The sequence below is a fragment of the Massilia sp. AB1 genome (assembly GCF_018119385.1).
Lineage (GTDB): Bacteria > Pseudomonadota > Gammaproteobacteria > Burkholderiales > Burkholderiaceae_D > Telluria.
Genome location: NZ_JAGKSG010000048.1, coordinates 1 through 22,424 on the forward strand (window position 1 = coordinate 1; position 22,424 = coordinate 22,424).

Genomic DNA, 22,424 nt, shown 5'->3' on the forward strand with positions numbered 1-22,424 from the left:
TCGGCGCGAGCGCCGGCGTCCGTCAGGGCGGCGGCGAGGGCGTCGATGGCGCGGGTTCTATCCATTGCGGTCCTGCACGCCTTGCCAGCCCTGGCGGATGGTGGTCAGGATGCGGATCACCTCGTCGACCATGGCCGGGTCGAGCTTGATGCCGGCGCCCTGCAGGTGCTGGGCGCAGAAATCGTAGATGTTCGCCAGGTTGGCGACGGTTTCGCCGCCGTTGTCGAAGTCGAGCGAGCTGGACAGGCCGTTGATGATCTCGACGCATTTGTCGATGCTGGCGGCCTTCTGCTCGTAGCGCTTGGCCACGATGTGGGCGCGGGCGCGGGCCAGCTCGTCGAGCAGGCCGTTGGTGAGCAGCAGGACCAGCTCCACCGGGGACGCGCGCGAGGTCTGCGCGTCGAGGTCGACGGCATGATAGCTGCCGTAGGCTTCATGATAGGACATCGTTTATCTCTTCAGTCGTCTTTGCTGAACAGGGCGTCGAACAACGAGGAGTTGTTGTTCATGATGCCTTGCAGCGATTGCAGTTGAGTGAACTGGATCAGGTAGCGCTGGTAAGCGGCGTCGAATTCCTTGTCGAGCGTCGCCTGGCGGTCGACCAGGGTGTTTCTCAGGTCGCTCGTGGCTTCGTTACGCAGGGTGATCTGGCCGTCAACGGTGTTGCTCCAGGATTTCAGGTAAGTGTCGAGCGCGCCAGCGATGCCGGTCGGGGTCGAGGCGGTCGCCTTGCCGATCAGGGTATCCAGGCCGGTCGGGTTGGCCGCCAGCTGGCGCATCAGGCGCTCCGGGCGCAGTTCCAGCGTGCCCTGCTTGGTGGCCAGGATGCCGTAGGCCGCGAGCGAATCGCCGCCGGACGGGCGCATCAGGTCGGTGAGGCGGGCGTTCAGGGCGCGCACGCCGCCGTCGCGCGCGAAGGTGCCGGCCGCCACGCCCTTGGACGGGTCGCCCGGATCGGTCAGCTTGTTGAGCGTCGCCTTGAGCTTGTTGAAGGCGTCGACGAAGGCCTGCACGTTGGCCGTGGTGCCGCTGTTGTCGGGCCCGACGCTCACGGTCACCGGCGCGTCGCCGCTGGCGTGGGCCTTGGTGAAGGTCATCGAGACGCCGTCGATCACGTCGGAGAAGGTGTTGCTGGTCTTGGTGATCGCGGTGCCGGTCTCGGAGCCGACGCGCACGATCGCGTCCTGGGCTTTCACGAGCACGCGGCGGCCGGAGGCCGCATAGGGGTCGGTCGGATCCGCGACCGCGGTGTTGGCGGCCGCCAGGCTGGATGCCGGGTCCATGGCGCCGGTGTCGAGCGAGATCACGCTGTTCGCGCCGGTCGACTTGGCGGTCAGGACCAGTTCGAAGCTGGTGCCGGTGTTGATCACCGAGGCGGTCACCAGCGAGGCGTTCTCCGCATCGCCGTTGATGGCCGCCGCCAGCTCGCGCGGGCTGAGGCCGGCTACGCCGTCGGTGTTGAGCGCCGGGTCGGTCAGGTCGATGGTGATCGCGGTCGCGCCATTCAGCTGCACGCCCAGGGTGCCGGTCGCCGGCGTATCGTCGGCTAGGCCGGAGTAGGACACCTGGCTGGCCTTGGCCAGCTGCTGCACGAAGAAGGAATAGCTGCCGGCGGCGGCGGTCGACTTGGCGGTGGCGCTGCCGATCGCGGTGTCGCCGAAGGTCGCGGACTGGGCGAACACGGTCTTGTTCAGGCCGGTCAGCGACGCCAGGCTGTTCTGGAAAGCGCGCATGGCGGAGCCCAGTTCCGTCAGGGCCGACTCGGTGGCGTTCGCCTGCTTGGTCTGGGTGTCCAGGATCTGCTGGCGCGCCGAGACGTATTTTTCTGCGAGCGCTGCCGCCGTCTTGGTCGGATCGTAGGTCGGTGCGTTGATTGCCATGTCGTTCTCCTTGTTGTCGTGCTTGCTGCTGGTGCTACAGGTCCGGCTCAGGCCGTCCTTCCGGCCATCCATGACTGGGTGGCGATATCGTCTTCGCGCTTGCGGATCGCGCGTTCCTGGTCGCGCGCGGCCAGCGCCTGCTGCTGCTCCAGCACCTTGCCCAGCAGCTCGCGCCGGGTCCAGGCGTCGGTCAGCTTGCGCTGCGAGACCGCCATGTTCGCTTCGTGCAGCTGCAGGTCGACCTTGTGGGCGTCGGCCATGGCCAGCACGTTCTGCTTGTAGGCGCCGCAGTTCAGGGCCAGCACCGGCGCCAGCGCGCCGGAGGGGCCGCTGCCCTCGGCCAGCGAGGCCAGGCGTGCCAGGTTGTTCTGGTAGCGGGTGCGGGTCGCTTCCTGGCTCGCCAGGTCGGCCTGCAGGCGCTCGACTTCGGTGCTGCGCAGCTGCACCATGGTCCCGAGGCTGGCGATCATCTGTTGCTTGTTTCCGCTCATGCCATCATCGCTTTCAGCTGGTCGATGCAGCCGGGCAGGGGCGCTTCTTCACGCGTGCCCTGGCACAGAAAGGCTTCGATCTGCGGCTGCAGGCGCACCGCCTTGTCGGTTTCCGGATCCGCGCCCGGCACGTAGGCGCCCAGCGGAATCAGGTCGCGCACGCGCGCATGGCGCGCCATCGCGGCCTTCAGCTTGCGCGAAGCGGCTGAATGTTCCGGGCTCACCACCTGGGCCATGCAGCGCGAGATCGATTGCGCCACGTCGATCGCCGGATAGTGGCCGCGCTCGGCCAGCTCGCGGGTCAGGACGATGTGGCCGTCCAGGATCGCGCGCGCCGAGTCGACCACCGGGTCCTGCTGGTCGTCGCCTTCGGCCAGCACGGTGTAGATCGCGCTCATGCTGCCCTTCGGGTTTTCGCCGTTGCCGGCCGATTCGACCAGCTGCGGCAGGTTCGAGAACACCGAGGGCGGATAGCCGCGCGTGGCCGGCGGCTCGCCCAGCGACAGGGCCACTTCGCGCAGCGCCATCGCATAGCGGGTCAGCGAATCGCACAGCAGCAGCACGTTCTGGCCGCGGTCGCGGAAGTGGGCCGCGATCGAATGGCACATCTCGGTCGCCATCACGCGCATCAGGGGCGATTCGTCGGCCGGGGCCACGACCAATACCGCGCGCTTCAGGCCTTCCGGGCCGAGCGATTTCTCGACGAATTCGCGCACCTCGCGGTTACGTTCGCCGATCAGGCCGACCACGATCACGTCGGCCACGGTCTGGCGCGTGATCAGGCCCAGCAGGACGGACTTGCCGACGCCGGAACCCGCCATCAGGCCGACGCGCTGGCCCTTGCCGATGGTGAGCATGGAGTTAATCGCGCGCACGCCCACGTCGAGCGCTTCCTCGACCGGGGCCTTGCGCAGCGGGTTGACCTTGGGCGGGGTGGTCGACAGGGGCTGGTCGCCGCCCAGCTTGCCCAGGCCGTCGATCGGCTCGCCCAGGCCGTTGACCATGCGGCCCATCCACGAGGGACCGATCATCAGGTCGCTCTTTTCCTGGACCGGGAGCACGCGCGCGCCGGTCACCAGGCCCTTGGCCTGCTTGAAAGGCATCAGGTAGGAGATCTTTTCCTTGAAACCGACCACCTGCGCGTCCAGCCAGCCGCCGTCGACGGTCTCGATGCGGCAGCGCTGGCCGGTAGCAAGGCGGCATCCGCTGGATTCCAGCAGGAGTCCCTGGGCGCCGACCAGGCGGCCGGTCGGCAGCGCCACCGGCACGGCGCCGAGTTCGACGGAACGCAGGCGTTGGGCGAGGGCGGTCATGCGTCTTCCTCTTCCGACTCGTCGCCCAGCAGCTGGTCGCGCACCTGGTCCATCACGGCGGTGAGGCGGCCCTGGCAGCCGGCGTCGACTTCATGGTCGCCCGAACGCACGCGGCATTCGCCCGGCTCGAGCGCCGGGTCGGGCAGCAGGGTCCATTTCTTGGCGCGCTTCGGATCGAGCTCCAGCACGCGGCGCAGTTCTTCCGGATTGAGGAAGACCTCGACCTGTTCGCGCGAAGGCGGCATCACGGCCAGCGCTTCCTCCACCAGGGTGAGCAGCTGCACCGGCTGCAGGGCCAGTTCGGCGCGGATCACCTGGCGTGCGATCTTGCCCACCAGCTCCACCACTTCCTTGCGCTGCGCGGCGCGCAGGTCGGTCTTGAGTTTCTTGAGGCCCTTGAGCATGGCGTCGACCGGCCGGGCGATCTGTTCCAGCCCCTCGAGCGCCATGGCGCGGCCTTCTTCGATGCCGCGCTGCAGGCCTTCGGACTGGCCCATCGGATAGCCGTCGGCGCGGCCCTGGTCCAGGCCCGCTTCATAGCCTTCGCGCTGGCCCTGGCGGTAGCCGTCGGCCAGCGCGGCCTGCCATTCCTCGGCCGAGCCGGCGCCGTTGCCGGGGCTGGATGCGCCCGGCGGCAGCGCCGTCGTGAACTGGTGCAGCGGCGGGAAGTGATAAGGCCGGAATTGCTTCATTCGGCGGTTGCCTCGGCAAACAGCTGGATGTCGATTTCGCCGGCGTCGGCCAGCGCCTTCACGCTGACCATGATTTCACGGCGGGTCTGTTCGATGCGCGACATCGGGACCGGGCCCGAACGGCGCATCAGGTCTTCGAAGCTCTGCGCCTGGCGGCGCGGCATCGCGGTCAGGATGGCGTCGCGCAGCGCGGGCTCGGCGCCCTTGAGCGCGATCGCCCACTGCTCGAGCGGCACGTCGTCGAGCAGGCGGGTGATGACCTGTTCGGTCTGGCGCGACAGGATGAAGAAGTCGTACATCGACATCTCGATCTGCGACACGACTTCCGGATCGTGGGCGCGCAGCAGTTCCACCATGCCGGCGCGGTTGTCCTGCAGGCGGTTGAGGATCTCGGCCACCTGGCGCACGCCTTCCACGCTGGCGCTCTGGGTGTCGAGCGCCGACAGGCAGCGGCCGACCAGCTCTTCCAGTTCGTACAGCACGTCGCGGTCGATCTCGTCCAGGCGCGCCATGTTCAGGAGCACCAGTTCGCGGCCGTCGGAAGGCAGGGCTTCCAGGATTTGGGAAGCCAGCACCGGCGGCAGGAAGGCCAGGAACACGGCCTGCATCTGCACGTGCTCGGAAGCGACGAATTCGGCCAGCCACTTGGGCGAGGCGTACTGCAGGCGCGCCATCTTGGGACGGATCGCGTCGCCGTAGATCGTGTTCAGCACGCTGTTGGCGATGTCGCTGCCCAGCGCCAGGTCGAGCGAGCGCTTGAGGTAGCTGCGCGACGCGCCGTGTAGGCCGCTTTGCTGGCGGTAGTCGTCGAAGAAGGTCTGGATCGCCGACTTGACGGCGTCGACCTTGATGCCGCTCATGCGCGACATGACCTGGGTCAGCTCCAGCAGTTCGTCGCGCTCGAGGCAGCGCAGGACGGCGGCGGCGCCTTCCTCGCCGATCGACAGCAGCACGATGGCGGCCTGTTCGACCGGGGTCAAAACGGTGCTTTCCGCGCCGTCGAAGTTATTCAGTTCGGCCATGTTTTTTCTGTACCCATTGTTTGACGACTTCGGCAACGCGCTCAGGCTCTTTGCCGGCGAGGACTTTCAAATGGTCGACCATGACGTCGACGGGCGAACCGGCCGGCGGCAGGTCGTAGTTTTCGAGCAGCGGGACGACAGCGCCCGGGCCTTTGTCGCCGGCAAGCTGCGGCGCGTTCAGGGCGGGGTTGCCTGCCAATGCAGGCGCGGTGTCGTTGCCCGGCAGTGCGGCGGCAGCGCCGTTCGGCGCGCCACCCGGCAGGGCAGGGGCGGCAGGGGCCAAGGGCGGCTGTGGCGCCAGGCGCGTGGTCACCGCGCGCAGCAGCGGGCGGGCCAGCAGGAGATAGGCGAGCAGGGCAGCGATAGCATAGACGGCCCAGCCCGTCATGTCGACCACGTTGTCGCGTTCCTGCCACCATTCCTGCGCGGCCGGCGCGGCCGGGAATGTCAGGCTTGAAACAGCCAGCACGTCGCCGCGCGCCGCGTCGATACCGAGGCCGCTGCGCAGGATCTTGTCGATGTTGGCCAGTTCGGCCGGGGTATAGCCGAGCTTCGGGTTGGCCGCGGTCGCGTTGTTCAGCACCACCGCCACCGACAGCTTCTTGAGGCGGCCGCGCGAGCGCTTGATCTGGGTGATCGCGCGGTCGTAGGCGTACTGGCGGGTGGTGGCGTTCTTGCGCGCGCTGCCGTCGTCCTGCTTGGCGGCGGCGGCGGCCGCGGCGGCCGGATCGGCGGCCTGGCCTTCCGGCGCGGCTTCGGCCGGCTGCGGCGGACGGTTCGACAGGGTGCCCGGCACGCCCAGGGCCATGCGGTTGCGCTCCATCTCTTCGCGCATCGCTTCGCTGGTGACCTTCGGCGCCTCGCCGTATTTTTCCTGGGTCTCTTCGACCTTGTCGTTGTCGACGTCGGCGGTGACGCTGAGCTTGAAGTTGTTGGCGCCCAGCACTGGGGCCAGCAGTTCGTTGACGTTGGTGCGCACCTCGTCGGTGTAGCGCTTGGATGCGCTGTCGCCCTGGACCGCGCCCTCGAAGCCGTCGCTCAGGTCGACGCGCGAGGACAGGTAGTTGCCGGCCTGGTCGACCAGCGACACACGAGTCGGCGCCAGGTTGGCGACGCTGCTCGAGACCATGTTGACGATGGCCGCGATCTGCTCGTTCGACAGGCTGCGGCCGGGTTTCAGCGCCACCACGACCGAGGCCGAGGACTGGTCGCCCGCGCCGGTGACGAAGGCGCTGGTCTTGGCGATCGCCAGGTGCACGCGCGCCGAGGCGATGGCGTCCATGGTCAGGATGCTCTGCGCCAGCTCGCCTTCCAGGCCGCGGCGGAAGCGCACGTCCTGCACGAACTGCGACACGCCCAGCGGATCGTTCTTGTCCATCAGTTCCAGGCCGGACGGCAGCTGGGCGGTCACGCCCTTGGCGGCCAGCAGCATGCGCACCTTGCCCAGCTCGCCGGACGGGACCATCACCTGGCCGCTTTCCGGATGCACCCGGTAGGGAATCTGCTCGGCTTCGAGCACGCTCATCATGTCGCTCGCGGAAACCTTCTCGCGGGCGCCGAAGACCGGCTTGTAGCCAGCCTGGTCTTGCCACAGGAACATCATGACGGCGGCCGTGATGGCCACAGCCAGGCCCAGCAGCAGGGACAGGTTGTTGCGCAGCGCCGGCGGCAGCGCGGGAACCGCGAGCTTGCCGCCGATAGCGGACTTGAGGGTAGAGATCACTGGAACGTCTCGTTAAGGAAAAAAGATCAGACCGGGAGCTTGAGCAGTTCGTCGACTGCGCCCATCACTTTGTTGCGGACCTGCATCAGCATCGAGAAGGACAGGCTGGCCTGCTGGGAAGCCAGCATGGCGCCCACCAGGTCGTCGCTCTTGCCGGCATCGACGGCCGCCATGCGTTCGCCTGCGGCGCGGTCTTCGGCGTCGACGCCTGCGATGGCGTCCTTCATGGTCTGAGCAAACGAGAAGCTGCCTTGCGAATTGTTAAATGCACCCTGGGCCGAGAAGTCGGCGGCAGGCTGGATCGCGAGACGGTTGGCTTCATTGGTCAGTTGTGCAAGGTCGGCTTTGATCAAGCCGGCGAGTTCGGTAGCCATTTGGGTTCCCATGCAGTTTCTGTGTTGTTTGACGACGACAAAATGTGACTTATTTTGTTGTCCCGCAGCCTCGAAGAGGGCCTGAATTGTTAAATCTTGATCTACGAACGCCCGTTTGTTTCTGCCCCTCTCACACTGTATTTACCTCTGTGCGTAGAGGAGAGGGCCCTTGTTGCTGCGATGCGATGAAGAGATCTTACCGTAGGGCAAGTAGGAAATCAAAGGAGAATCTCAAAGTGTCGTACGCAAATATCCCTGTATAATAGTTGCCTGTGGGAATGAAAAAACGTCATTTCTCGTTACTTCGTAACAATTACATATGCCGACCAATCCACCCGACCGTTCGCGCGACTATCAAGTGATCGATCCGGCCCTGCTGGGCCGGCCCGTGCATTTGTTGCCGACCTTCGCCGCCCGCCTGTTCGAATCGCTGGGCGAAGCCATGGCCTCGCCGGCCGGGCGCCGCTATTGGGGCGCTTACCGTCTCGTTGAACTCAAGTTCGAGCGCGCCCCTGAACAGGCCGGCCTGCGCTGGCAAGGCGTGGCGGGGCGCTTCGGCGTGGCCGCCGTCGCCTTCGAGCGCTTCCTGCTGCTGGGCCTGCTGGAAGGGCGCTACGCCCGCCGCGCGCCCAACCAGGCGGGCCAGCGCGACCTGGCTAATGAAAGAGTCACCGCCACCGAGGAACGCCTGGCGGCGACCCTGACCCAGCAGCTGGCCGCGCTGCTCGACGCCCGCGTGGCCGAGGGCATGGCGGCGGTGGGCGCCCCGGTGCCGGCCGAGACCCCGCCGGGCCAGGTCGGCACGGCCGCCGCGCCGGGCAAGGCCGGCTGGGTGATCCGGGTGGCGCTGCGCGCCCCCCAGGCCGAGCAGGACAGCCTGCTGTGGATCGGTCTCGACCAGCAACTGATGGGCCATGTCCTTCAGGGGCTGATGGCGGAGAAGGGCAGTGCGCGCAGTACGCGCGGCGCCCAGGAGCCGCTGGCCGCGAGCCTGCACGTCAAGCTCGACGGCCGTCTTGTCAGCAAGGAGATCACGCTCGCGGCGCTGTTCGACCTCCAGGTCGGCGACGTGATCCCCGTGTCGGTCGGGCGCGCCGACGTGCTGCTGGATGAATCGCGCCTGTTCACGGCCGCCGTGGCCGAACACAAAGGGAAGTTGTGTTTAACCTCTTTTGAAGATGCCGAATAAATGGATATGAATCTCAACGAGCAACTGGCTGGCGCGGACCTCATCATCGACGACCTCGACGGTGTCGAAGCCGCCACCGCCGCCGCCGGCAAGAAGGCCGGCCGCCAGCTGCCGCAGATGATGCGGCGCATCCCGGTTACCCTGACCCTGGAAGTGGGCTCGGCCCGCGTCTCGCTGCAGGAACTGATGGCCATCGGCCCGTCCTCGGTGGTCCCGCTCGACGCCCTGGCCGGCGAGCCGCTGGTCATCAAGGTGAACGGCACTGCGATCGGCCGCGCCGAAGTCGTGGTGGCCGGCGAACAGTATGGCCTCAAGGTCGTCGATCTCGACGGCCTGAACCTGGACCTGCTGGCGTCATGATGGGTGTCTCCCGCGGCGCGCAGTTGCGTCGCGTTTTGCGCCGTGCAGCACCGCTCGCCGGCGCGCTGCTGCTGTGCGCCTTGCCTGCCGCTGCCCAGCAGCAGGACGTGCTGCCCGGGGTGATCCCCGGTTCCAGCCAGGGGATGACGGTCAAGTCGCAGATCCTGGTGCTCATGACCCTGCTCGGGCTGCTGCCCGTCATGGTCATGATGATGACGAGCTTCACCCGCTTCGTGATCATCCTGTCGCTGCTGCGCCAGGCCCTCGGCCTGCAGCAGGGCCTGCCGAACCGCATTATTACCGGCATCGCGCTGATTCTCACCCTGTTGGTGATGCGCCCGGTGGGCGAAGCCGTGTGGCGCGACGCCTTCCTGCCTTACGACAAGGACAAGATCGGCCTGGAGCAGGCCCTGAAGATCGCCGAAGTGCCGGTCTCGCGCTTCATGCTGGCCCAGACCAGCAAGACCTCGCTGGCCCAGGTCGCGCGCCTGGCGGGCGAGCCGGCCAACCTGGCCCCGGAGCAGCGCGGCTTCACCGTGAAACTGGCGGCCTTCGTGCTGTCCGAGCTGAAGACCGCGTTCCAGATCGGCGCGATGCTCTTCATTCCCTTCCTGATCATCGACCTGGTGGTGTCGTCGGTGCTGATGGCGATGGGCATGATGATGCTGTCGCCCCTGGTGATTTCGCTGCCCTTCAAGCTGCTGCTGTTCGTGCTGGTCGATGGCTGGACCCTGACCGTGAATACCCTGGTCGGCAGCATCCACGGCTATTAGAGATAGAGAGAGTCTTCGCATGAGTCCCGATATCGCTGTCGACCTGGTGGTCGAAGCCCTGCAACTCGTGATGCTGCTGGTGATGGTCCTGGTGATCCCTGGCCTGCTCATGGGCCTGGTGGTGGCGCTGGTGCAGGCCGCCACCCAGATCAACGAGCAGACCCTGAGCTTCCTGCCGCGCCTGCTGGTGACCCTGCTGGCCCTGATCCTGGCCGGCCACTGGATGACGACCACCCTGATGGATTACTGCATCTCGGTATTCCAGCGCGCCGCCACCCTGGTGACCTGAACCCCGATGGAACTGGTCAGCTTCCTGCTGCCCCTGCTCGGCGCCCTGTGGTGGCCCTTCGCCCGCATCATGGCGATGATGGCCACCGCCCCGGTGCTGGGCGAAGCCACGGTGCCGATGCCGGTCAAGGCCCTGCTGTCGGTGGTGCTGGCCTTCCTGATGCTGCCGATTACCAAGGGCGGGGCCATGCCGGATCCGTTCTCGCTGGCGGGCGTGGTGGCCATGTTCGAGCAGGCCGTGATCGGCGGCGTGATCGGCCTGGCCCTGCAGTTCGCGATGGCCGTGATCTCGATGCTGGGCTTCCTGGCCTCGAGCCAGATCGGCTTCTCGATGGCGCAGATGAACGATCCGGTCAACGGCGCCGTGTCCGACGTGGTGTCCGGCCTGATGGCCCTGGTGGCGATGCTGGTGTTCTTCGCCATCGACGGCCACCTGATCCTGATGACGGTGCTGGCCCAGAGCTTCAAGGCCTGGCCGGTGGGCGGCGGCTGGGGACCGATGCTGCTGGAATCGGTGGCCCTGAACCTGGGCTGGGTGTTCGCGGCGGCGATCCTGCTGGCCCTGCCGATCGTGTTCTCGACCATGGTGGTGCAGGTCGGCTTCGGCTTCCTGAACCGCGTGGCGCCCAGCTTGAATTTGTTTTCGCTGGGCTTCTCGCTGGTGACCATCTTCGGCCTGCTGATGCTGGTGCAGCTGGTGCGCTTCATCCCCGACCATTACGTTTCCATGACCAACCAGGTGCTCGAGATGCTCGGCGAGCAGATGAGGATTGCCCATGGCCGATAGCGGCACCGGCGGCGACAAGACAGAAAAGCCGTCACAGCAAAAGCTGAAGAAGGCGCGCGAGGAAGGGCAGGTCGTCCGCTCGCGCGACCTGTCGACCGCGGTCGGCATCCTGATCAGCCTCAAGCTGCTGTCGATGCTGCTGCCCGGCTATGTGGAAGACTTCCGCGGCCTGTTCCGGCTGGTCTACGCCCCGCTGGGCGAGACCGGCGCGGTCGAGAACGCGATGTCGGTGGTGTTCTCCGGCGCGCTGCTGCTGCTGGTGAAGATGGTGCTGCCCCTGGCCGCGGTGCCGGTGGCGATCATGGTGGCCAGCGTGGTGCCGGGCGGCCTGATGGTGTCGAGCAAGAACCTGGCGCCGCGCTTCGACCGCCTGAGCCCCATGAAGAACCTGGGCAACCTGTTCACGCAGAAGCACTGGATCGGCTTCGCGACCTCGGCGGCGAAAGCGGTGGCCCTGGGCCTGGTGCTGTGGTACGTGAGCCGGGCCGGCATGAAGGCCTATCTCGAGCTGCAGCGCATGCCGCTGGGCGACGCGATGCTGCACGGCAGCGGCATGATGTTCGACGCGCTGATGGCCCTGGTGGCGGTGTTCCTGGTGTTCGCCCTGATCGACGTGCCGGTCCAGTATTTCCTGTTCATGCGCAACCAGCGCATGAGCAAGCAGGAAGTGAAGGAAGAGCACAAGAGCAGCGAAGGCAAGCCCGAGGTGAAGCAGCGCATCCGCCAGCTGCAGCACCAGATGGCGCGCCGCAGCGTGCGCAAGACGGTGCCGACGGCGGACGTGGTGATCGTCAACCCGGAACACTATGCGGTCGCGCTGAAGTACGATACCAGCCGCGCCGAAGCCCCCTTCGTGGTGGCCAAGGGCGTGGACGAGATGGCGCTGTACATCAAGCAGATCGCGCGCGAGCACAGGATCGAGACGCTCGAGCTGCCGCCGCTGGCGCGCGCGATCTACAACACCAGCCAGGTCCAGCAGCAGATTCCCGCCCAGCTGTACCAGGCGGTGTCGCAGGTCCTGAATTACGTCCTACAACTGAATGCGTTCCGTGCAGGCCGGCGCCCCGCGCCCCCACGGTTCCCCAACGAGGTGGCCGTGCCATCTCACCTGAGTGAGGTTTCCGCATGAATTCCTTCAACGCCTTCATCTCGGAGCTGAAGCGCCAGAAGTTCGCCGCTCCCATCTTCCTGATCGCGCTCCTGGGCATGATCATGCTCCCGCTGCCGCCGATCCTGCTGGACGTGCTGTTCACGTTCAACATCGTGCTGGCGCTGATCGTGATCCTGGTCTCGGTCTCGGCCAAGCGGCCGCTCGACTTCTCGGTCTTCCCGACCGTGATCCTGGGCACCACCCTGATGCGCCTGGCGCTGAACGTGGCCTCGACCCGCGTAGTGCTGCTGAATGGCCACAACGGCCCGGACGCGGCCGGCCACGTGATCGAATCCTTCGCCAACGTCGTCATCGGCGGCAACTTCGTGGTGGGCCTGGTGGTGTTCGTGATCCTGATGATCATCAACTTCATCGTGGTGACCAAGGGCGCGGAACGTATCTCCGAAGTGTCGGCGCGCTTCACCCTGGATGCGCTGCCGGGCAAGCAGATGGCGATCGACGCCGACCTGAACGCCGGCCTGATCAACCAGGAACAGGCCACCCAGCGCCGCAAGGACGTGGCGGCCGAGGCCGACTTCTACGGCGCCATGGACGGCGCCTCGAAGTTCGTGCGCGGCGACGCCATCGCGTCGATCCTGATCCTGATCATCAACCTGGTCGGCGGTATCGCGATCGGCGCCCTGATGCACGGCCTGCCGATGGGCGAAGCCTTCCGCGTGTATGCGCTGCTGACCATCGGTGACGGCCTGGTGGCCCAGATCCCGGCGCTGCTGCTGTCGGCCGCCGCCGCGATCCTGGTGACCCGCATCGGCGAGTCGGGCGACCTCGAGAACCAGGTCGGCGGCCAGCTGCTGGCCCAGCCGGCGGTGCTGTTCGCGGCCGGCGGCGTGATGGTCATCCTCGGCCTGGTGCCGGGCATGCCGACCATTACCTTCTTCATCTTCGCCGGCGTGCTGTTCTATGTCGGCTGGAAGCTGAGCAAGCGCGTCAAGGCGCCCGACACCGCGGGCGTGGCCGCCATCGAAGCGGCCCTGCGCGACGAGCGCGCGCCGGAACTGGATTGGCAGGCGCTGCCGGTGGTCCAGCCGGTCACCGTGGCGGTCGGCTACAAGCTGGTCGGCATGCTGGACAAGGCCCAGGGCGAGACGCTGACGAAGCGCATCAAGGGCGTGCGCCAGAGCCTGTCGGAGCAGATGGGCATGCTGCTGCCCGCCATCGGCGTGCGCGACGACCTGGCCCTGCGTCCGTCCCAGTATTCGATCAGCCTGTCGGGCACCGTGGTGGCCGAGGCCGAGGTCATGCCCGAGCACCTGATGGCGATCCCGTCGCCCAACGTCTACGGCCAACTGGACGGCATCCCGGGCATCGAGCCTGCCTACGGCATGGCGATCACCTGGATCACGCCGGACCAGAAGGCGCATGCGCTGGGCCTGGGCTACCAGGTGGTGGAAGTGGCGAGCGCGATCGCGACCCACACCTCGAAGGTGGTGCGCGAATACCTGCACGAGCTGTTCCGCCACGAAGACGTGCCGGCCATCCTGGAGCGCCTGACCGCGCTCTCGCCCAAGCTGGCCGCCGCGCTGGACAAGGCGCTGACCCACACCCAGCTGCTGCGTGTGTTCCGCGTGCTGCTGGCCGAGAGCGTCTCGCTCAAGGACATCGTGGTGATCGCCACCACCTTGCTGGACAGCTCGGAAACCACCAAGGATCCGATCCTGCTGGCGGCCGAGGTGCGCTGCGCGCTGCGCCGCCAGATCGTGTCCGGCCTGTACGGCAAGAAGAAGGAGATGCCGGCCTTTAACCTGTCGGCCGAACTGGAGAACATGCTGCTCGGTTCCCTGAACCAGGCGCGCCAGAACGGCGGCGGCAAGGTGGCGCTGGACAACTTCCCGATCGATCCCCAGCTGCTGTCCCAGCTGCAGATCAACATGCCGGTGGCGCGCGAGCAGATGAAGCAGGCGCACACGCCGCCGCTGCTGCTGGTGCTGCCGCAGGTGCGCCCGCTGCTGGCCCGCTACGCGCGCCTGTTCGCGCCGGGGCTGCACGTACTGTCGTACAACGAGATTCCCGAGAACCGGGATGTGTCGATCGTGGGGACGGTGGGTTAAGACCCACAGCGCCGGCCGGTTTTCACACCGGCCGGAATATTATTTCATCAAGGGCAGCTGCGTGAAATTTTCTTCCACCGCAGCCTCGCCCTGCATCGGCAGCACCAGCGCCAGTTCCGCCGCCGCGCGGAACACCGGCAGCGTCAGCACCTGGCCCGCGTCGCCCGAGGCCATGCGCGCATGCACCGGCCCGGCCGGCAGCCGGTCGCGATAGGTCCAGCGCAGCACCGTCAGCCCCGCGCGCGCCACCGCCTGTTCCAGCATCGGCTGCAGTTCGCGCAGCCGCGCCAGCGCCGGCGCGTCCGGCGCGCACAGCTCCAGCGCCACGCCGCCAGGCATCGGCTCCACTTGCAGCACCACCGCCATGCCGTCGGCCAGTTCGAGCTCCAGGCGCAGCGCCGCGCGTGCGCGCCGGCGCCGGCCGGGCGGGGCGTCGGCGCCTTCCTGGATGACGCGCAGATGCTGGTCGCGCGGCCCGCCGGCATGCACCGTGAAGCGCCAGGCGTCGGCCGGCAGCTGCCCGCTGTCGGCCTGGCGCAGCACGCGCCCTTCCTGGTTCGCCACCAGGACGGCGGGCGGCAGCTGGCCGGCGTGGGCGCGCAGCTCGCGGTTCATCAGCTGGGCGCCGTAGTTGCGCACCATCGCGCGCCACGAGGCGGCCAGGGCCGGGCCGTCGGCCTGGGTGAAATGCAGCTGGCGCGCCATGAAAACCTGGTCCGGCCGCATTGCCGCGCCGTCCGGGCCGGCGTCGGCCGCGGGAGGCGCCGCCGGCGCCGGGGACAGCACCTGCGCGACGGGCAGGGGCAGGTCGCCGGACTCGAAGGCGGTCAGGGCCACGGGCGCCGCGGCGGCGACCGCGCCCACCTGGAGCGAGGGCGTGACCGCGGGAAGAAGGGGGACGATGGAAGGGATGCTGGACATAGCGGCTCCAAAAGCGGATCCACAAAGAAAAAGGGCCAACCGTTGCGGGCTGGCCCTCAATGATAACCTGAGCTAGGCCCAGGAGGCAGCCATTACTGCAGCAGGGACATGACCATCGAGGACATGCTGTTCGACTGCTTCAGCATCGCGGTGCCGGCTTGCAGCAGCATCTGGTTCGAGGTCATGTTCGCGCTTTCGCTGGCGAAGTCGACGTCCATGATGCGGCCGGTTGCGTTCTTGGTGTTGGTGCTGATGTTGGCCAGGTTGTTGTACACATGGTTCAGGCGGTTCGCTGCAGCGCCCAGGCCCGAACGGACGGTGCCGACGTCGGCGATCGCGGTTTTCAGCAGGTCGATGGTCGCGTTGGCCGAAGCGGTCAGTTCGCTGGCGCCGGTCGAAGCGGCCGAGTAGTTGGCGGTCGCGGTGCTGACGGCGCTTTCCATTGCCGACATGGCGGTGGTCAGGTCGACGCTCATGGTCTCGGCGGTTTCTGCGCCGATCTGGAAGGTCATGGCGCCGGCAACGGTGCCGCCGACCAGCAGGGTTTCGCCGCCGAACTTGGTGTTCTTGAGGACGTTGCCCAGTTCCTGGCCGAGGTTGTTGAACTCTTCCTGCATTGCTTTCTTGTCGTCGGTGGTCGACGACTGGTCGGCTGCCTGGGTGGCCAGGTCTTTCATGCGCACCAGCATGTTGGTGACTTCGTCGAGCGCGCCTTCGGCGGTCTGCAGCATCGAGATCGAATTCTGGGTGTTGCGCATTGCAACGGCCATGCCGGAGCTTTGTGCTTTCAGGCGGGTGGCGATCTGCAGGCCGGCTGCGTCGTCCATTGCCGAGTTGATGCGGTAGCCGGTCGACAGGCGGGTCATCGAGGTCGACAGCGAATTCTGGGTACGGCTGATCGAGTTTTGCGCGGACAGGGCGGCGTTGTTGGTGTGAAGGCTCAGCATTATAAACTCCTGGTATTTGGGGGTCGGGTCTCGAGTGCTTTCGCGCTCTCATCAGTACAAGGCGACAGCTTGAGCGGGTTCATTAAGTGCCGTATGGAAAAATTTTTTCAAAGAAACGAAAAATGTAAAAGCCCAGCATTTTCCTCTGGCGCGCATGGTCCGCCGGGCTCAGGTCTTGTCGGATTGCTCACGGCACGGGGAAAAGGCCGGCGTCGGCCGGTTCGGCAGCGCACCGGCGCTTTGGAGCGCTTGGGGCTGTGGGTGGTTCAGGAGCTGGTGTGCGGACCGGTTGGCGTAGCGCATGCGGCAAGCAAATCGGGGCCGACATCCCGTAGAGACTTCACGCCGGTCAGCACCATGTTCGTGCGGATGTCCCTCTCCATGATCGCCAGCAGGCGTTCGACCCCGGCCTGCCCTTGGGCCGCCAGGGCGTACACGAAGGCACGCCCGATCAGGACGCCGTCGGCGCCCAGCGCGAGCATGCGGAACACATCGGTGCCGGTGCGGACCCCGCCGTCGACGAAGACGGTCATCCGGCCCTTGACCGCGTCGGCGATCGATGGCAGCGCCCGGGCCGTTGACAGCGCACCATCGAGCTGCCGTCCGCCATGGTTCGACACGACGATACCGTCGGCGCCGAACGCCAGCGCATCGCGCGCATCTTCCTCGTCGAGAATGCCCTTGATGACGAGGTTTCCCTTCCACTCGTCACGGATCCATTGGAGATCCTGCCAGCTGATCCCGGGATCGAAATTCGCGCCGATCCAGCCCATGAGTCCTGGAGTCCGGTGGCGCCGCCGAGGTAGGCCGAAATATTGCCGAGATCGTGGGGGCGGCCGAACAGGCCCACGTCGAGCGCCCAGCGCGGACGCAGCATGGCCTGGAACATCCGCCGCATACCGGCATGCGGACCGCTCATGCCGCTGTGCGCGTCGCGGTAGCGCGCGCCCGGCAAAGGCGTGTCGACCGTGAACACGAGGGTCGAAGCGCCCAGATCGCTGGCGCGCTTGATGACGTCGCGCATGAAGCCTCGGTCCTTCAGCACGTAGAGCTGGAACCACCGCGGCTTGGAGGCCTGGGCCGCGACTTCGGCCAGCGAGCACACCGACATCGTCGACTGAATGAAGGGAATGTTGCGGCGGTCCGCGGCCCGCACGGCCTGCACTTCGCCGCGCCGCGCGTACATGCCGGTCAGCCCGACCGGGGCGAGCGCGATCGGCAAATCATAAGGCTGGCCGAACCACTCGACGCCCAGGTCGAGCGCCTCCGAACCGCGCAGTACGCGCTGGCGAAGCTTGACGGCTTGCAGGCCATCGACGTTGGCGCGCATCGTCTCCTCCGCGCCGGCGCCCCCGTCGATGTAATGGAACAGGAAGGGCGGCAGGACGCGTTGCGCCGCGGCGCGGAAATCGGTGGCGGAGGAAATGATCACGACAACAGACTGGGAAAAGTCGGGTGATCAGTATGCACTACGGGGAACTTTGCTTGGCTTAATAGTTCGGAGTGCACTATTTGCTTGCAAACTGGCTGGCAGGCAGGCAGGTAGGGGCGGCAGGGGGCACGAATCCGGCCCGAAAGTTCGGGCCGCGTCCGCGCTGGCCAGACAGGCAATATCACCCGTGCACGACGATGTCAGGTGAATTCTGGAGGAGCCAAGCGTTCCTCCAGACATACGCAAAGCGGGGCTTTTCAGGCCCCGTGCTGGACCACGGTGCGGATCACCTGGACGACCGTCTGGACCATCTCGGCATCCATGGTCTGGCCGGTCGGCAGGACGACCACGCGGTTGGCGACGGCCTCGGTGGCCGGCAGCACCAGCCCCGCATGCGGGAACAGCGAGCGGTAGGGCTCCATGCGGTGGCAGCCCGGCCAGAAGTAGCGCCGCGCCATGATGTTCTCGGCGCGCAGGGCCTCGACCAGGCGGTCGCGCGAGGCCGGGCAGTCCTCGGCCACTTCGAGCACGACGTACTGGTAATTGTTGCGTTCGTTCTCGTCGTAGCGCAGCAGGGACAGGCCGGGAATGCCGCGCAGGGCCTCGGCATAGGTCTCGTAGTTGCGGCGGTTGGCGGCGATGACCTCGTCCAGCTTCGGCAGGTTGGCCAGGCCCATGGCGGCGGCGATCTCGATCATCTTGCCGTTGGTGCCAGGATGGCTGACCTGGTCCAGGCCTTCGAAACCGAAATTGCGCATCAGGCGCATGGTCGCGGCCAGGTCGTCGTCGTTGGTGACGACCGCGCCGCCTTCGAAGGTGTTGAAGAACTTGGTGGCGTGGAAGCTCAGCACTTCGCAGGCGCCGAAGCTGCCGATCATCTTGCCGCCCGAGGTGCACGAGAAGGCGTGGGCGGCGTCGAACATCAGCTTCAGGCCATGCTCGTCGGCGATCTGCTGCAGTTCGGCCGCGGGCGCGGCGCGGCCCCACAGGTGCACGCCGATGATGCCGGTGGTGCGCGGCGTGATCATGCGGCGCACCGCGGCCGGCGACAGGTTGTGGGTGGCCGGGTCGATGTCGGCGAACACCGGGGTGATGCCTTGCCACTGCAGGGCATGGGCGGTCGCCACGAAGGTGTAGGAGGGGACGATGACTTCGCCTTCCAGGCCGAGGGCGCGGATCGCGATCTCCAGGGCGATGGTGCCGTTGCACATCGCTACGCAATGCTTCACGCCCAGGTGGCGGGCCACCTTGTCTTCGAGTTCCTGCACCAGCGGGCCATTGTTGCTGAGCCAGCGGCGATCGAAGATGTCGGCCGCATACTGCATGAAGGCTTCGCGGTCGCCGATATTCGGGCGGCCGACGTGCAGCTGCTGTTCGAAGGCCGGCGCGGCGCCGTGGATGGCCAGGTCCTGGGCTTGGCGGATGGTTTTCATGCGGCTTCCTCTTCGTTGGACAGGTCGGCGAGCCGGACCTCGATGGGGGCGGCGGGCTGGCCGGCGCACCAGCGCTGCCACATGTGGCGCAGCGCCAGTTCCACGCCGGCGGCGGTGACGCCCGGGTAGCCGAGCAGGGAGTTGGCGAAGCGCTCGCGCATGGTGGAGCGCAGCGAGGCCAGCGCGGCGAGGTTGGTGGCCAGGAATTGGCCCAGGGCCGCATAGGCCTTGGCGTCCTCGGCGATGAAGGAGCTCAGTCCGAGGTGGGCAAGCACCCAGGCGGCGCCCTGGTTGGGGGCGGTCGGGCCGAGCGTGGTCAGGGTCGGCACGCCCATCCACAGTGCATGGCTGACCGTGGTCGCGCCGGTGTAGGGGAAGGGGCTGAGGCAGACGTCCACCTCATGGTGCATCTTGAGGTATTCGCCCATGCCGACGCGCGGACGCAGCAGCAGGCGCTCGCGCGCGATGCCTTCTTCCTCGAACCAGGCGAGCAGGCGCGTGTCCGCGCCCGGCGTCATCCCGCCCAGCAGGAGCTTGGAATCGGGCACCGAGCGCAGCAGGTGGGCCCAGTGGGCGATCACTTCACGGCCGAGTTTGTTCGCACGGTGGAAGCTGCCGAAGGTCAGGTAGCCGTTGGCCAGCGCCGGCAGCTCGTTCACCGCGGGTGCGTGCGGGTCCGGCGCGAAGGGCATGGCCAGCGGCATGCGCACGATCTGTTCGGTGAACTGGTCGTCGAAACGGCCCTTCGGGCGCAGGAACTGGTCGGCAAGGAAATAGTCGATGGCCTGCATGCCGGTCGTGCAGGCGTAGCCGATCCAGGTCGCCTGGATGGGCGCCGGCTTGCGGGCGAGCAGGGTCAGGCGGTTGTTCGCGGTATGGCCGGACAGGTCGATCAGGATATCGATGCCGTCCGCCCGGATCTGGCGCTCGACCGTGTCGTCGTCCAGGCCGGCGATCAGGTGCCAGTGGGCGAAATGGCCGCGCAGGCGCTGGGTGTGGTTGTCTTCCTTGCGCGAGTTCGAATAGGCGTGCAGGCAGACCTGGTTGCTGTGCTTGAGCACGTCGAGGATGGGCTCGATGAAGGAAGCGACCGCGTGGTTGAAGAAGTCGCCCGACACGAAGCCGACCTGCAAGCTGCGCTGCGGATGGCGGTCGTTGGCATGCGGGGTCCACTGCGGCAGGCAGGGCGTTTCCCAGCGTTCGGCGAACTTGCGGTGTTCGGTGAACAGCACCTCGGGATCGTTGCAGGCATGGCTCAGCATGAACAGCATGGCGCTGTGCGTGCTCGCCGGCTCCGCGCTGTGGGCGAGCGCAAGATGCCCCCAGTGCAGGCCCTGGCGCCAGTCGTTCAGGTCGAAGCACACGGTCGACATGTAGCGCTGGGCGTCGGCGTCGTCGGGATTGAGCGCGAGGACGCGCTCCAGCAAGGTGAAGGCTTCTTCCGGGCGCTGGAGTTTTTTCAGCACCAGGGCCAGTTCGCGCAGCGCGGCCGGGTGGTCGGGCGCCAGCGCCAGGGCCTGGCGGTAGCTGAGCTCGGCCGCCTCGAGCTGCTTCAGTTCGAGCAGGCAGAAGCCAAGGCGCAGCGCGCCTTCCTGGTGGTCCGGCTTGAGTTCCTGCAGGCGGCGGAAGCAAGCGGCCGCTTCCTCGAACTGCTTCAGGCGCATCAGGGTGGTGCCCAGGTCATAGGTGGCGTCGACATGGCCGGGCGCGAGTTCGCACACGCGGCGCAAGGTGGCGGCGGTGGCATCGACATCGCCCAGGCCGTTCTCGGCGGCCGCCACGCACAGCAGCATCTCGGCGTCGTTCGGGCGCAGCTCGGCCGCGCGGCGGGCGCTGGCCAGGGCCGCGTCGAACTGCTTCAGCTCGCGCAGCACGACGCTCAGGCCCTTGTGCAGGGCCGCATCCTGGGCCTGGAACTGCAGCGCGCGGCGGTAGCTGCCGGCCGCGGCTTCATGCTGGCCAAGCGCGCTCAGGCCGCCGGCCAGCACCGGGTGCAGGTCGGCCAGGCCGGGCTGGAGTTCGAGCGCGCGCTGCAGGCTGGCGACCCCGTCCTGGAGCCGGTCGCGCTTGAGCAGCGCCAGGCCGAGCATGGCATGGGCGCGGGCGTCGCGCGGGTTGGCGCGGATCGCGCGGCGGTGGTGGTCGATTTGCGCGGCAAGCTTGTCGGTCATGAAGCCGTCCTGGCGGAGAAGAGTTGGTGGGGCAGCCGGGCTGCCGGAGAGCGCATCGCGTTCATGGTTCGTCGCGAAAAGGAGATCGAGGAATTGTACTCGCCGTATGTGCCTCAGGGAAATTTTTGTCGTGCAGACGCAACTGAAAGTTTGCAATCTGTAGCGATGCATTTTCTTTTTGGTATCAGCCCGTGCCGCCTTTTCAGGTAAGATCTCGCTTTCCGCGCCAGTCCTCGCCACTTCGCATCGATCCACCGACTCCTGCAATCATCCCGCCACTGCGGGAAGCTCTGCATTGCGGCAAATTAATTTTGCAAAAGTCCGATCGCGAGCGCCGGACGCCGGACCCCGAATTCCCGAACAAGGCTTAGCAGGTAATCAATGAAGTATGGAAAGCGAACACTCAGCGTAGCACCCATGATGGACTGGACCGACCGCCACTGCCGCGTGTTCCACCGCCAGATTACCCGTCATACCTGGCTGTACACCGAGATGGTGACCACCGGCGCCCTGGTCTACGGCGACGTCGAGCGCCACCTGCGCTATGACGACCTGGAACACCCGGTCGCCCTGCAGCTGGGCGGCAGCGACCCGGCCGACCTGGCGAAGAGCGCCAAGCTGGGCCAGGACTACGGCTACGACGAAGTCAACCTGAACTGCGGCTGCCCGTCCGAGCGCGTGCAGAAGGGCGCCTTCGGCGCCTGCCTGATGTCCGAGCCGCAGCTGGTGGCCGATTGCGTGAAGGCGATGCGCGACGCGGTCTCGATCGACGTCACGGTCAAGCACCGGATCGGCATCGACAAGAACGAGGACTATGGCTTCGTGCGCGATTTCGTCGGTACCATCGCCGAGGCAGGCTGCCAGACCTTCATCGTCCACGCCCGCAACGCGATTCTGAAAGGCCTGTCGCCCAAGGAAAACCGCGAGATTCCGCCGCTGAAGTACGAGGTGGCTTACCAGCTGAAACGCGAATTCCCCGAGCTCGAGATCATCATCAACGGCGGCGTCAAGACCGACGAGGAAATCGCCCTGCACCTGGAGCACGTGGACGGTGTCATGCTCGGCCGCGAGGCCTACCACAACCCCTATGTGATGGCGCACTGGGACCAGCGCTTTTACGGCGAAGCGTCTGAAGCCAGGTCGCGCGCGGAAGTGCTGGAAGCCATGGTGGCCTATACGGCGGCCCAGCTCGCTCAGCATGGCGCCCAGGGAATGCGCCTGAACAGCGTCACGCGCCACATGCTTGGCCTGATGGCCGGCCTGCCCGGCGCGCGCGCCTTCCGCCAGCTGCTGTCGGATCCTAAGAAATTGGCATCGGGCGATCCGCGCCTGCTGCTCGAGGCGGCGGCGCTGGTGGACGCGCGCGCCTGATCCTGTTCCGTTCTGCCCTGCGGCGGCCGCGGCCGCGG

20 protein-coding genes and 1 pseudogene are annotated in these 22,424 nt (G+C 66.9%); 8 read left to right on the forward strand and 13 right to left on the reverse strand.

All coding sequences use genetic code 11. From position 1 onward, the window contains the following. Positions 1 to 57: 57 nt before the first annotated feature. The 8 genes from fliS to J8847_RS20380 are packed head-to-tail and all read right to left on the reverse strand — an operon-like array spanning position 58 to position 7,495. Positions 58 to 447 carry a flagellar export chaperone FliS gene (fliS, locus tag J8847_RS20345; RefSeq protein ID WP_211526534.1) on the reverse strand — a complete coding sequence of 130 codons (390 nt, stop codon included), beginning with the start codon at positions 445 to 447 and terminating at the stop codon, positions 58 to 60. An 11-nt stretch (positions 448 to 458) separates the two neighbouring features. Then, entirely contained in the window at positions 459 to 1,880 is a 1,422-nt protein-coding gene (gene fliD / locus J8847_RS20350; RefSeq protein ID WP_211526535.1) for a flagellar filament capping protein FliD, read from the reverse strand. 47 nt (positions 1,881 to 1,927) lie between these two features. Next, a complete protein-coding gene (locus tag J8847_RS20355) occupies positions 1,928 to 2,371 on the reverse strand; it encodes a flagellar FliJ family protein (protein WP_211526536.1) in 444 nt (147 codons plus the stop codon). Beyond that, entirely contained in the window at positions 2,368 to 3,684 is a 1,317-nt protein-coding gene (fliI, locus tag J8847_RS20360) for a flagellar protein export ATPase FliI (protein ID WP_211526537.1), read from the reverse strand. Before fliI ends, J8847_RS20355 begins: the two co-directional genes overlap by 4 nt. Then, on the reverse strand, positions 3,681 to 4,376 hold the full coding sequence (gene fliH, locus J8847_RS20365) for a flagellar assembly protein FliH (protein ID WP_211526538.1): 696 nt from the start codon (positions 4,374 to 4,376) through the stop codon (positions 3,681 to 3,683). The genes fliI and fliH overlap by 4 nt, the downstream gene beginning before the upstream one ends. After that, positions 4,373 to 5,398: a FliG C-terminal domain-containing protein gene (locus tag J8847_RS20370; protein WP_211526539.1), complete on the reverse strand. Its 1,026-nt coding sequence runs from the start codon at positions 5,396 to 5,398 to the stop codon at positions 4,373 to 4,375. Before J8847_RS20370 ends, fliH begins: the two co-directional genes overlap by 4 nt. Then, positions 5,382 to 7,121 carry a flagellar basal-body MS-ring/collar protein FliF gene (gene fliF, locus J8847_RS20375; RefSeq protein WP_211526540.1) on the reverse strand — a complete coding sequence of 580 codons (1,740 nt, stop codon included), beginning with the start codon at positions 7,119 to 7,121 and terminating at the stop codon, positions 5,382 to 5,384. Before fliF ends, J8847_RS20370 begins: the two co-directional genes overlap by 17 nt. 26 nt (positions 7,122 to 7,147) lie before the next feature. Continuing rightward, a complete protein-coding gene (locus tag J8847_RS20380; protein ID WP_211526541.1) occupies positions 7,148 to 7,495 on the reverse strand; it encodes a flagellar hook-basal body complex protein FliE in 348 nt (115 codons plus the stop codon). Positions 7,496 to 7,814: 319 nt separating this feature from the next. Here J8847_RS20380 and J8847_RS20385 point away from each other — a divergent pair, with 319 nt between their 5' ends. From J8847_RS20385 to J8847_RS20415, 7 genes are read left to right on the forward strand one after another with little or no spacing between them, the layout of a single operon-like run. Next, positions 7,815 to 8,684 (forward strand): FliM/FliN family flagellar motor C-terminal domain-containing protein, encoded by an 870-nt coding sequence (locus J8847_RS20385; protein ID WP_211526542.1) that lies wholly within the window; start codon positions 7,815 to 7,817, stop codon positions 8,682 to 8,684. Next, positions 8,685 to 9,044, forward strand: coding sequence for a FliM/FliN family flagellar motor switch protein (locus J8847_RS20390; protein WP_211526543.1), 360 nt, complete (start codon positions 8,685 to 8,687; stop codon positions 9,042 to 9,044). Beyond that, a complete protein-coding gene (fliP, locus tag J8847_RS20395; RefSeq protein ID WP_229513081.1) occupies positions 9,041 to 9,817 on the forward strand; it encodes a flagellar type III secretion system pore protein FliP in 777 nt (258 codons plus the stop codon). The genes J8847_RS20390 and fliP overlap by 4 nt, the downstream gene beginning before the upstream one ends. Before the next feature lie 19 nt (positions 9,818 to 9,836). Beyond that, positions 9,837 to 10,106 carry a flagellar biosynthesis protein FliQ gene (gene fliQ / locus J8847_RS20400; RefSeq protein ID WP_211526544.1) on the forward strand — a complete coding sequence of 90 codons (270 nt, stop codon included), beginning with the start codon at positions 9,837 to 9,839 and terminating at the stop codon, positions 10,104 to 10,106. A gap of 6 nt (positions 10,107 to 10,112) precedes the next feature. After that, positions 10,113 to 10,892: a flagellar biosynthetic protein FliR gene (gene fliR, locus J8847_RS20405; RefSeq protein WP_211526545.1), complete on the forward strand. Its 780-nt coding sequence runs from the start codon at positions 10,113 to 10,115 to the stop codon at positions 10,890 to 10,892. After that, positions 10,882 to 12,021: a flagellar type III secretion system protein FlhB gene (gene flhB / locus J8847_RS20410; protein WP_211526546.1), complete on the forward strand. Its 1,140-nt coding sequence runs from the start codon at positions 10,882 to 10,884 to the stop codon at positions 12,019 to 12,021. Before fliR ends, flhB begins: the two co-directional genes overlap by 11 nt. Next, a complete protein-coding gene (locus J8847_RS20415) occupies positions 12,018 to 14,111 on the forward strand; it encodes a flagellar biosynthesis protein FlhA (RefSeq protein ID WP_211526547.1) in 2,094 nt (697 codons plus the stop codon). Before flhB ends, J8847_RS20415 begins: the two co-directional genes overlap by 4 nt. 39 nt (positions 14,112 to 14,150) lie before the next feature. Here the strand turns inward: J8847_RS20415 and J8847_RS20420 are convergent, their stop codons facing one another. The 5 genes and pseudogenes from J8847_RS20420 to J8847_RS20440 all read right to left on the reverse strand — a co-directional run bounded on the left by J8847_RS20420 (position 14,151) and on the right by J8847_RS20440 (position 21,015). Then, complete coding sequence (locus J8847_RS20420; protein ID WP_211526548.1) at positions 14,151 to 15,032, reverse strand: hypothetical protein; 882 nt, start codon at positions 15,030 to 15,032, stop codon at positions 14,151 to 14,153. 92 nt (positions 15,033 to 15,124) lie between these two features. Then, positions 15,125 to 15,979 (reverse strand): flagellin, encoded by an 855-nt coding sequence (locus J8847_RS20425; RefSeq protein WP_211526549.1) that lies wholly within the window; start codon positions 15,977 to 15,979, stop codon positions 15,125 to 15,127. Positions 15,980 to 16,245: 266 nt separating this feature from the next. Beyond that, positions 16,246 to 17,411 (reverse strand): annotated as a pseudogene (gene lldD / locus J8847_RS24535) (FMN-dependent L-lactate dehydrogenase LldD). Between the two features lie 257 nt (positions 17,412 to 17,668). Next, positions 17,669 to 18,844, reverse strand: a complete 1,176-nt coding sequence (locus J8847_RS20435; RefSeq protein ID WP_211526550.1) for a DegT/DnrJ/EryC1/StrS aminotransferase family protein — start codon at positions 18,842 to 18,844, stop codon at positions 17,669 to 17,671. Further along, complete coding sequence (locus J8847_RS20440) at positions 18,841 to 21,015, reverse strand: tetratricopeptide repeat protein (RefSeq protein ID WP_211526551.1); 2,175 nt, start codon at positions 21,013 to 21,015, stop codon at positions 18,841 to 18,843. Before J8847_RS20440 ends, J8847_RS20435 begins: the two co-directional genes overlap by 4 nt. A 381-nt stretch (positions 21,016 to 21,396) precedes the next feature. On the opposite strand from J8847_RS20440, the gene dusA reads away from it, so the two are divergent. Beyond that, a complete protein-coding gene (gene dusA, locus J8847_RS20445; RefSeq protein ID WP_211526552.1) occupies positions 21,397 to 22,386 on the forward strand; it encodes a tRNA dihydrouridine(20/20a) synthase DusA in 990 nt (329 codons plus the stop codon). Positions 22,387 to 22,424 lie beyond the last annotated feature (38 nt).

Bases quoted from the DNA above. Each gene is read 5' to 3' on its own strand.
- J8847_RS20420 (WP_211526548.1), bottom strand. From the start codon at position 15,032: ATGTCCAGCATCCCTTCCATCGTCCCCCTTCTTCCCGCGGTCACGCCC.
- J8847_RS20370 (WP_211526539.1), bottom strand. From the start codon at position 5,398: ATGGCCGAACTGAATAACTTCGACGGCGCGGAAAGCACCGTTTTGACC.
- J8847_RS20385 (WP_211526542.1), top strand. From the start codon at position 7,815: ATGCCGACCAATCCACCCGACCGTTCGCGCGACTATCAAGTGATCGAT.
- fliS (WP_211526534.1), bottom strand. From the start codon at position 447: ATGTCCTATCATGAAGCCTACGGCAGCTATCATGCCGTCGACCTCGAC.
- fliQ (WP_211526544.1), top strand. From the start codon at position 9,837: ATGAGTCCCGATATCGCTGTCGACCTGGTGGTCGAAGCCCTGCAACTC.
- J8847_RS20415 (WP_211526547.1), top strand. From the start codon at position 12,018: ATGAATTCCTTCAACGCCTTCATCTCGGAGCTGAAGCGCCAGAAGTTC.
- J8847_RS20440 (WP_211526551.1), bottom strand. From the start codon at position 21,015: ATGACCGACAAGCTTGCCGCGCAAATCGACCACCACCGCCGCGCGATC.
- fliH (WP_211526538.1), bottom strand. From the start codon at position 4,376: ATGAAGCAATTCCGGCCTTATCACTTCCCGCCGCTGCACCAGTTCACG.
- J8847_RS20390 (WP_211526543.1), top strand. From the start codon at position 8,685: ATGGATATGAATCTCAACGAGCAACTGGCTGGCGCGGACCTCATCATC.
- J8847_RS20435 (WP_211526550.1), bottom strand. From the start codon at position 18,844: ATGAAAACCATCCGCCAAGCCCAGGACCTGGCCATCCACGGCGCCGCG.
- dusA (WP_211526552.1), top strand. From the start codon at position 21,397: ATGAAGTATGGAAAGCGAACACTCAGCGTAGCACCCATGATGGACTGG.
- J8847_RS20380 (WP_211526541.1), bottom strand. From the start codon at position 7,495: ATGGCTACCGAACTCGCCGGCTTGATCAAAGCCGACCTTGCACAACTG.
- fliI (WP_211526537.1), bottom strand. From the start codon at position 3,684: ATGACCGCCCTCGCCCAACGCCTGCGTTCCGTCGAACTCGGCGCCGTG.
- fliD (WP_211526535.1), bottom strand. From the start codon at position 1,880: ATGGCAATCAACGCACCGACCTACGATCCGACCAAGACGGCGGCAGCG.
- flhB (WP_211526546.1), top strand. From the start codon at position 10,882: ATGGCCGATAGCGGCACCGGCGGCGACAAGACAGAAAAGCCGTCACAG.
- fliP (WP_229513081.1), top strand. From the start codon at position 9,041: ATGATGGGTGTCTCCCGCGGCGCGCAGTTGCGTCGCGTTTTGCGCCGT.
- J8847_RS20355 (WP_211526536.1), bottom strand. From the start codon at position 2,371: ATGAGCGGAAACAAGCAACAGATGATCGCCAGCCTCGGGACCATGGTG.
- J8847_RS20425 (WP_211526549.1), bottom strand. From the start codon at position 15,979: ATGCTGAGCCTTCACACCAACAACGCCGCCCTGTCCGCGCAAAACTCG.
- fliR (WP_211526545.1), top strand. From the start codon at position 10,113: ATGGAACTGGTCAGCTTCCTGCTGCCCCTGCTCGGCGCCCTGTGGTGG.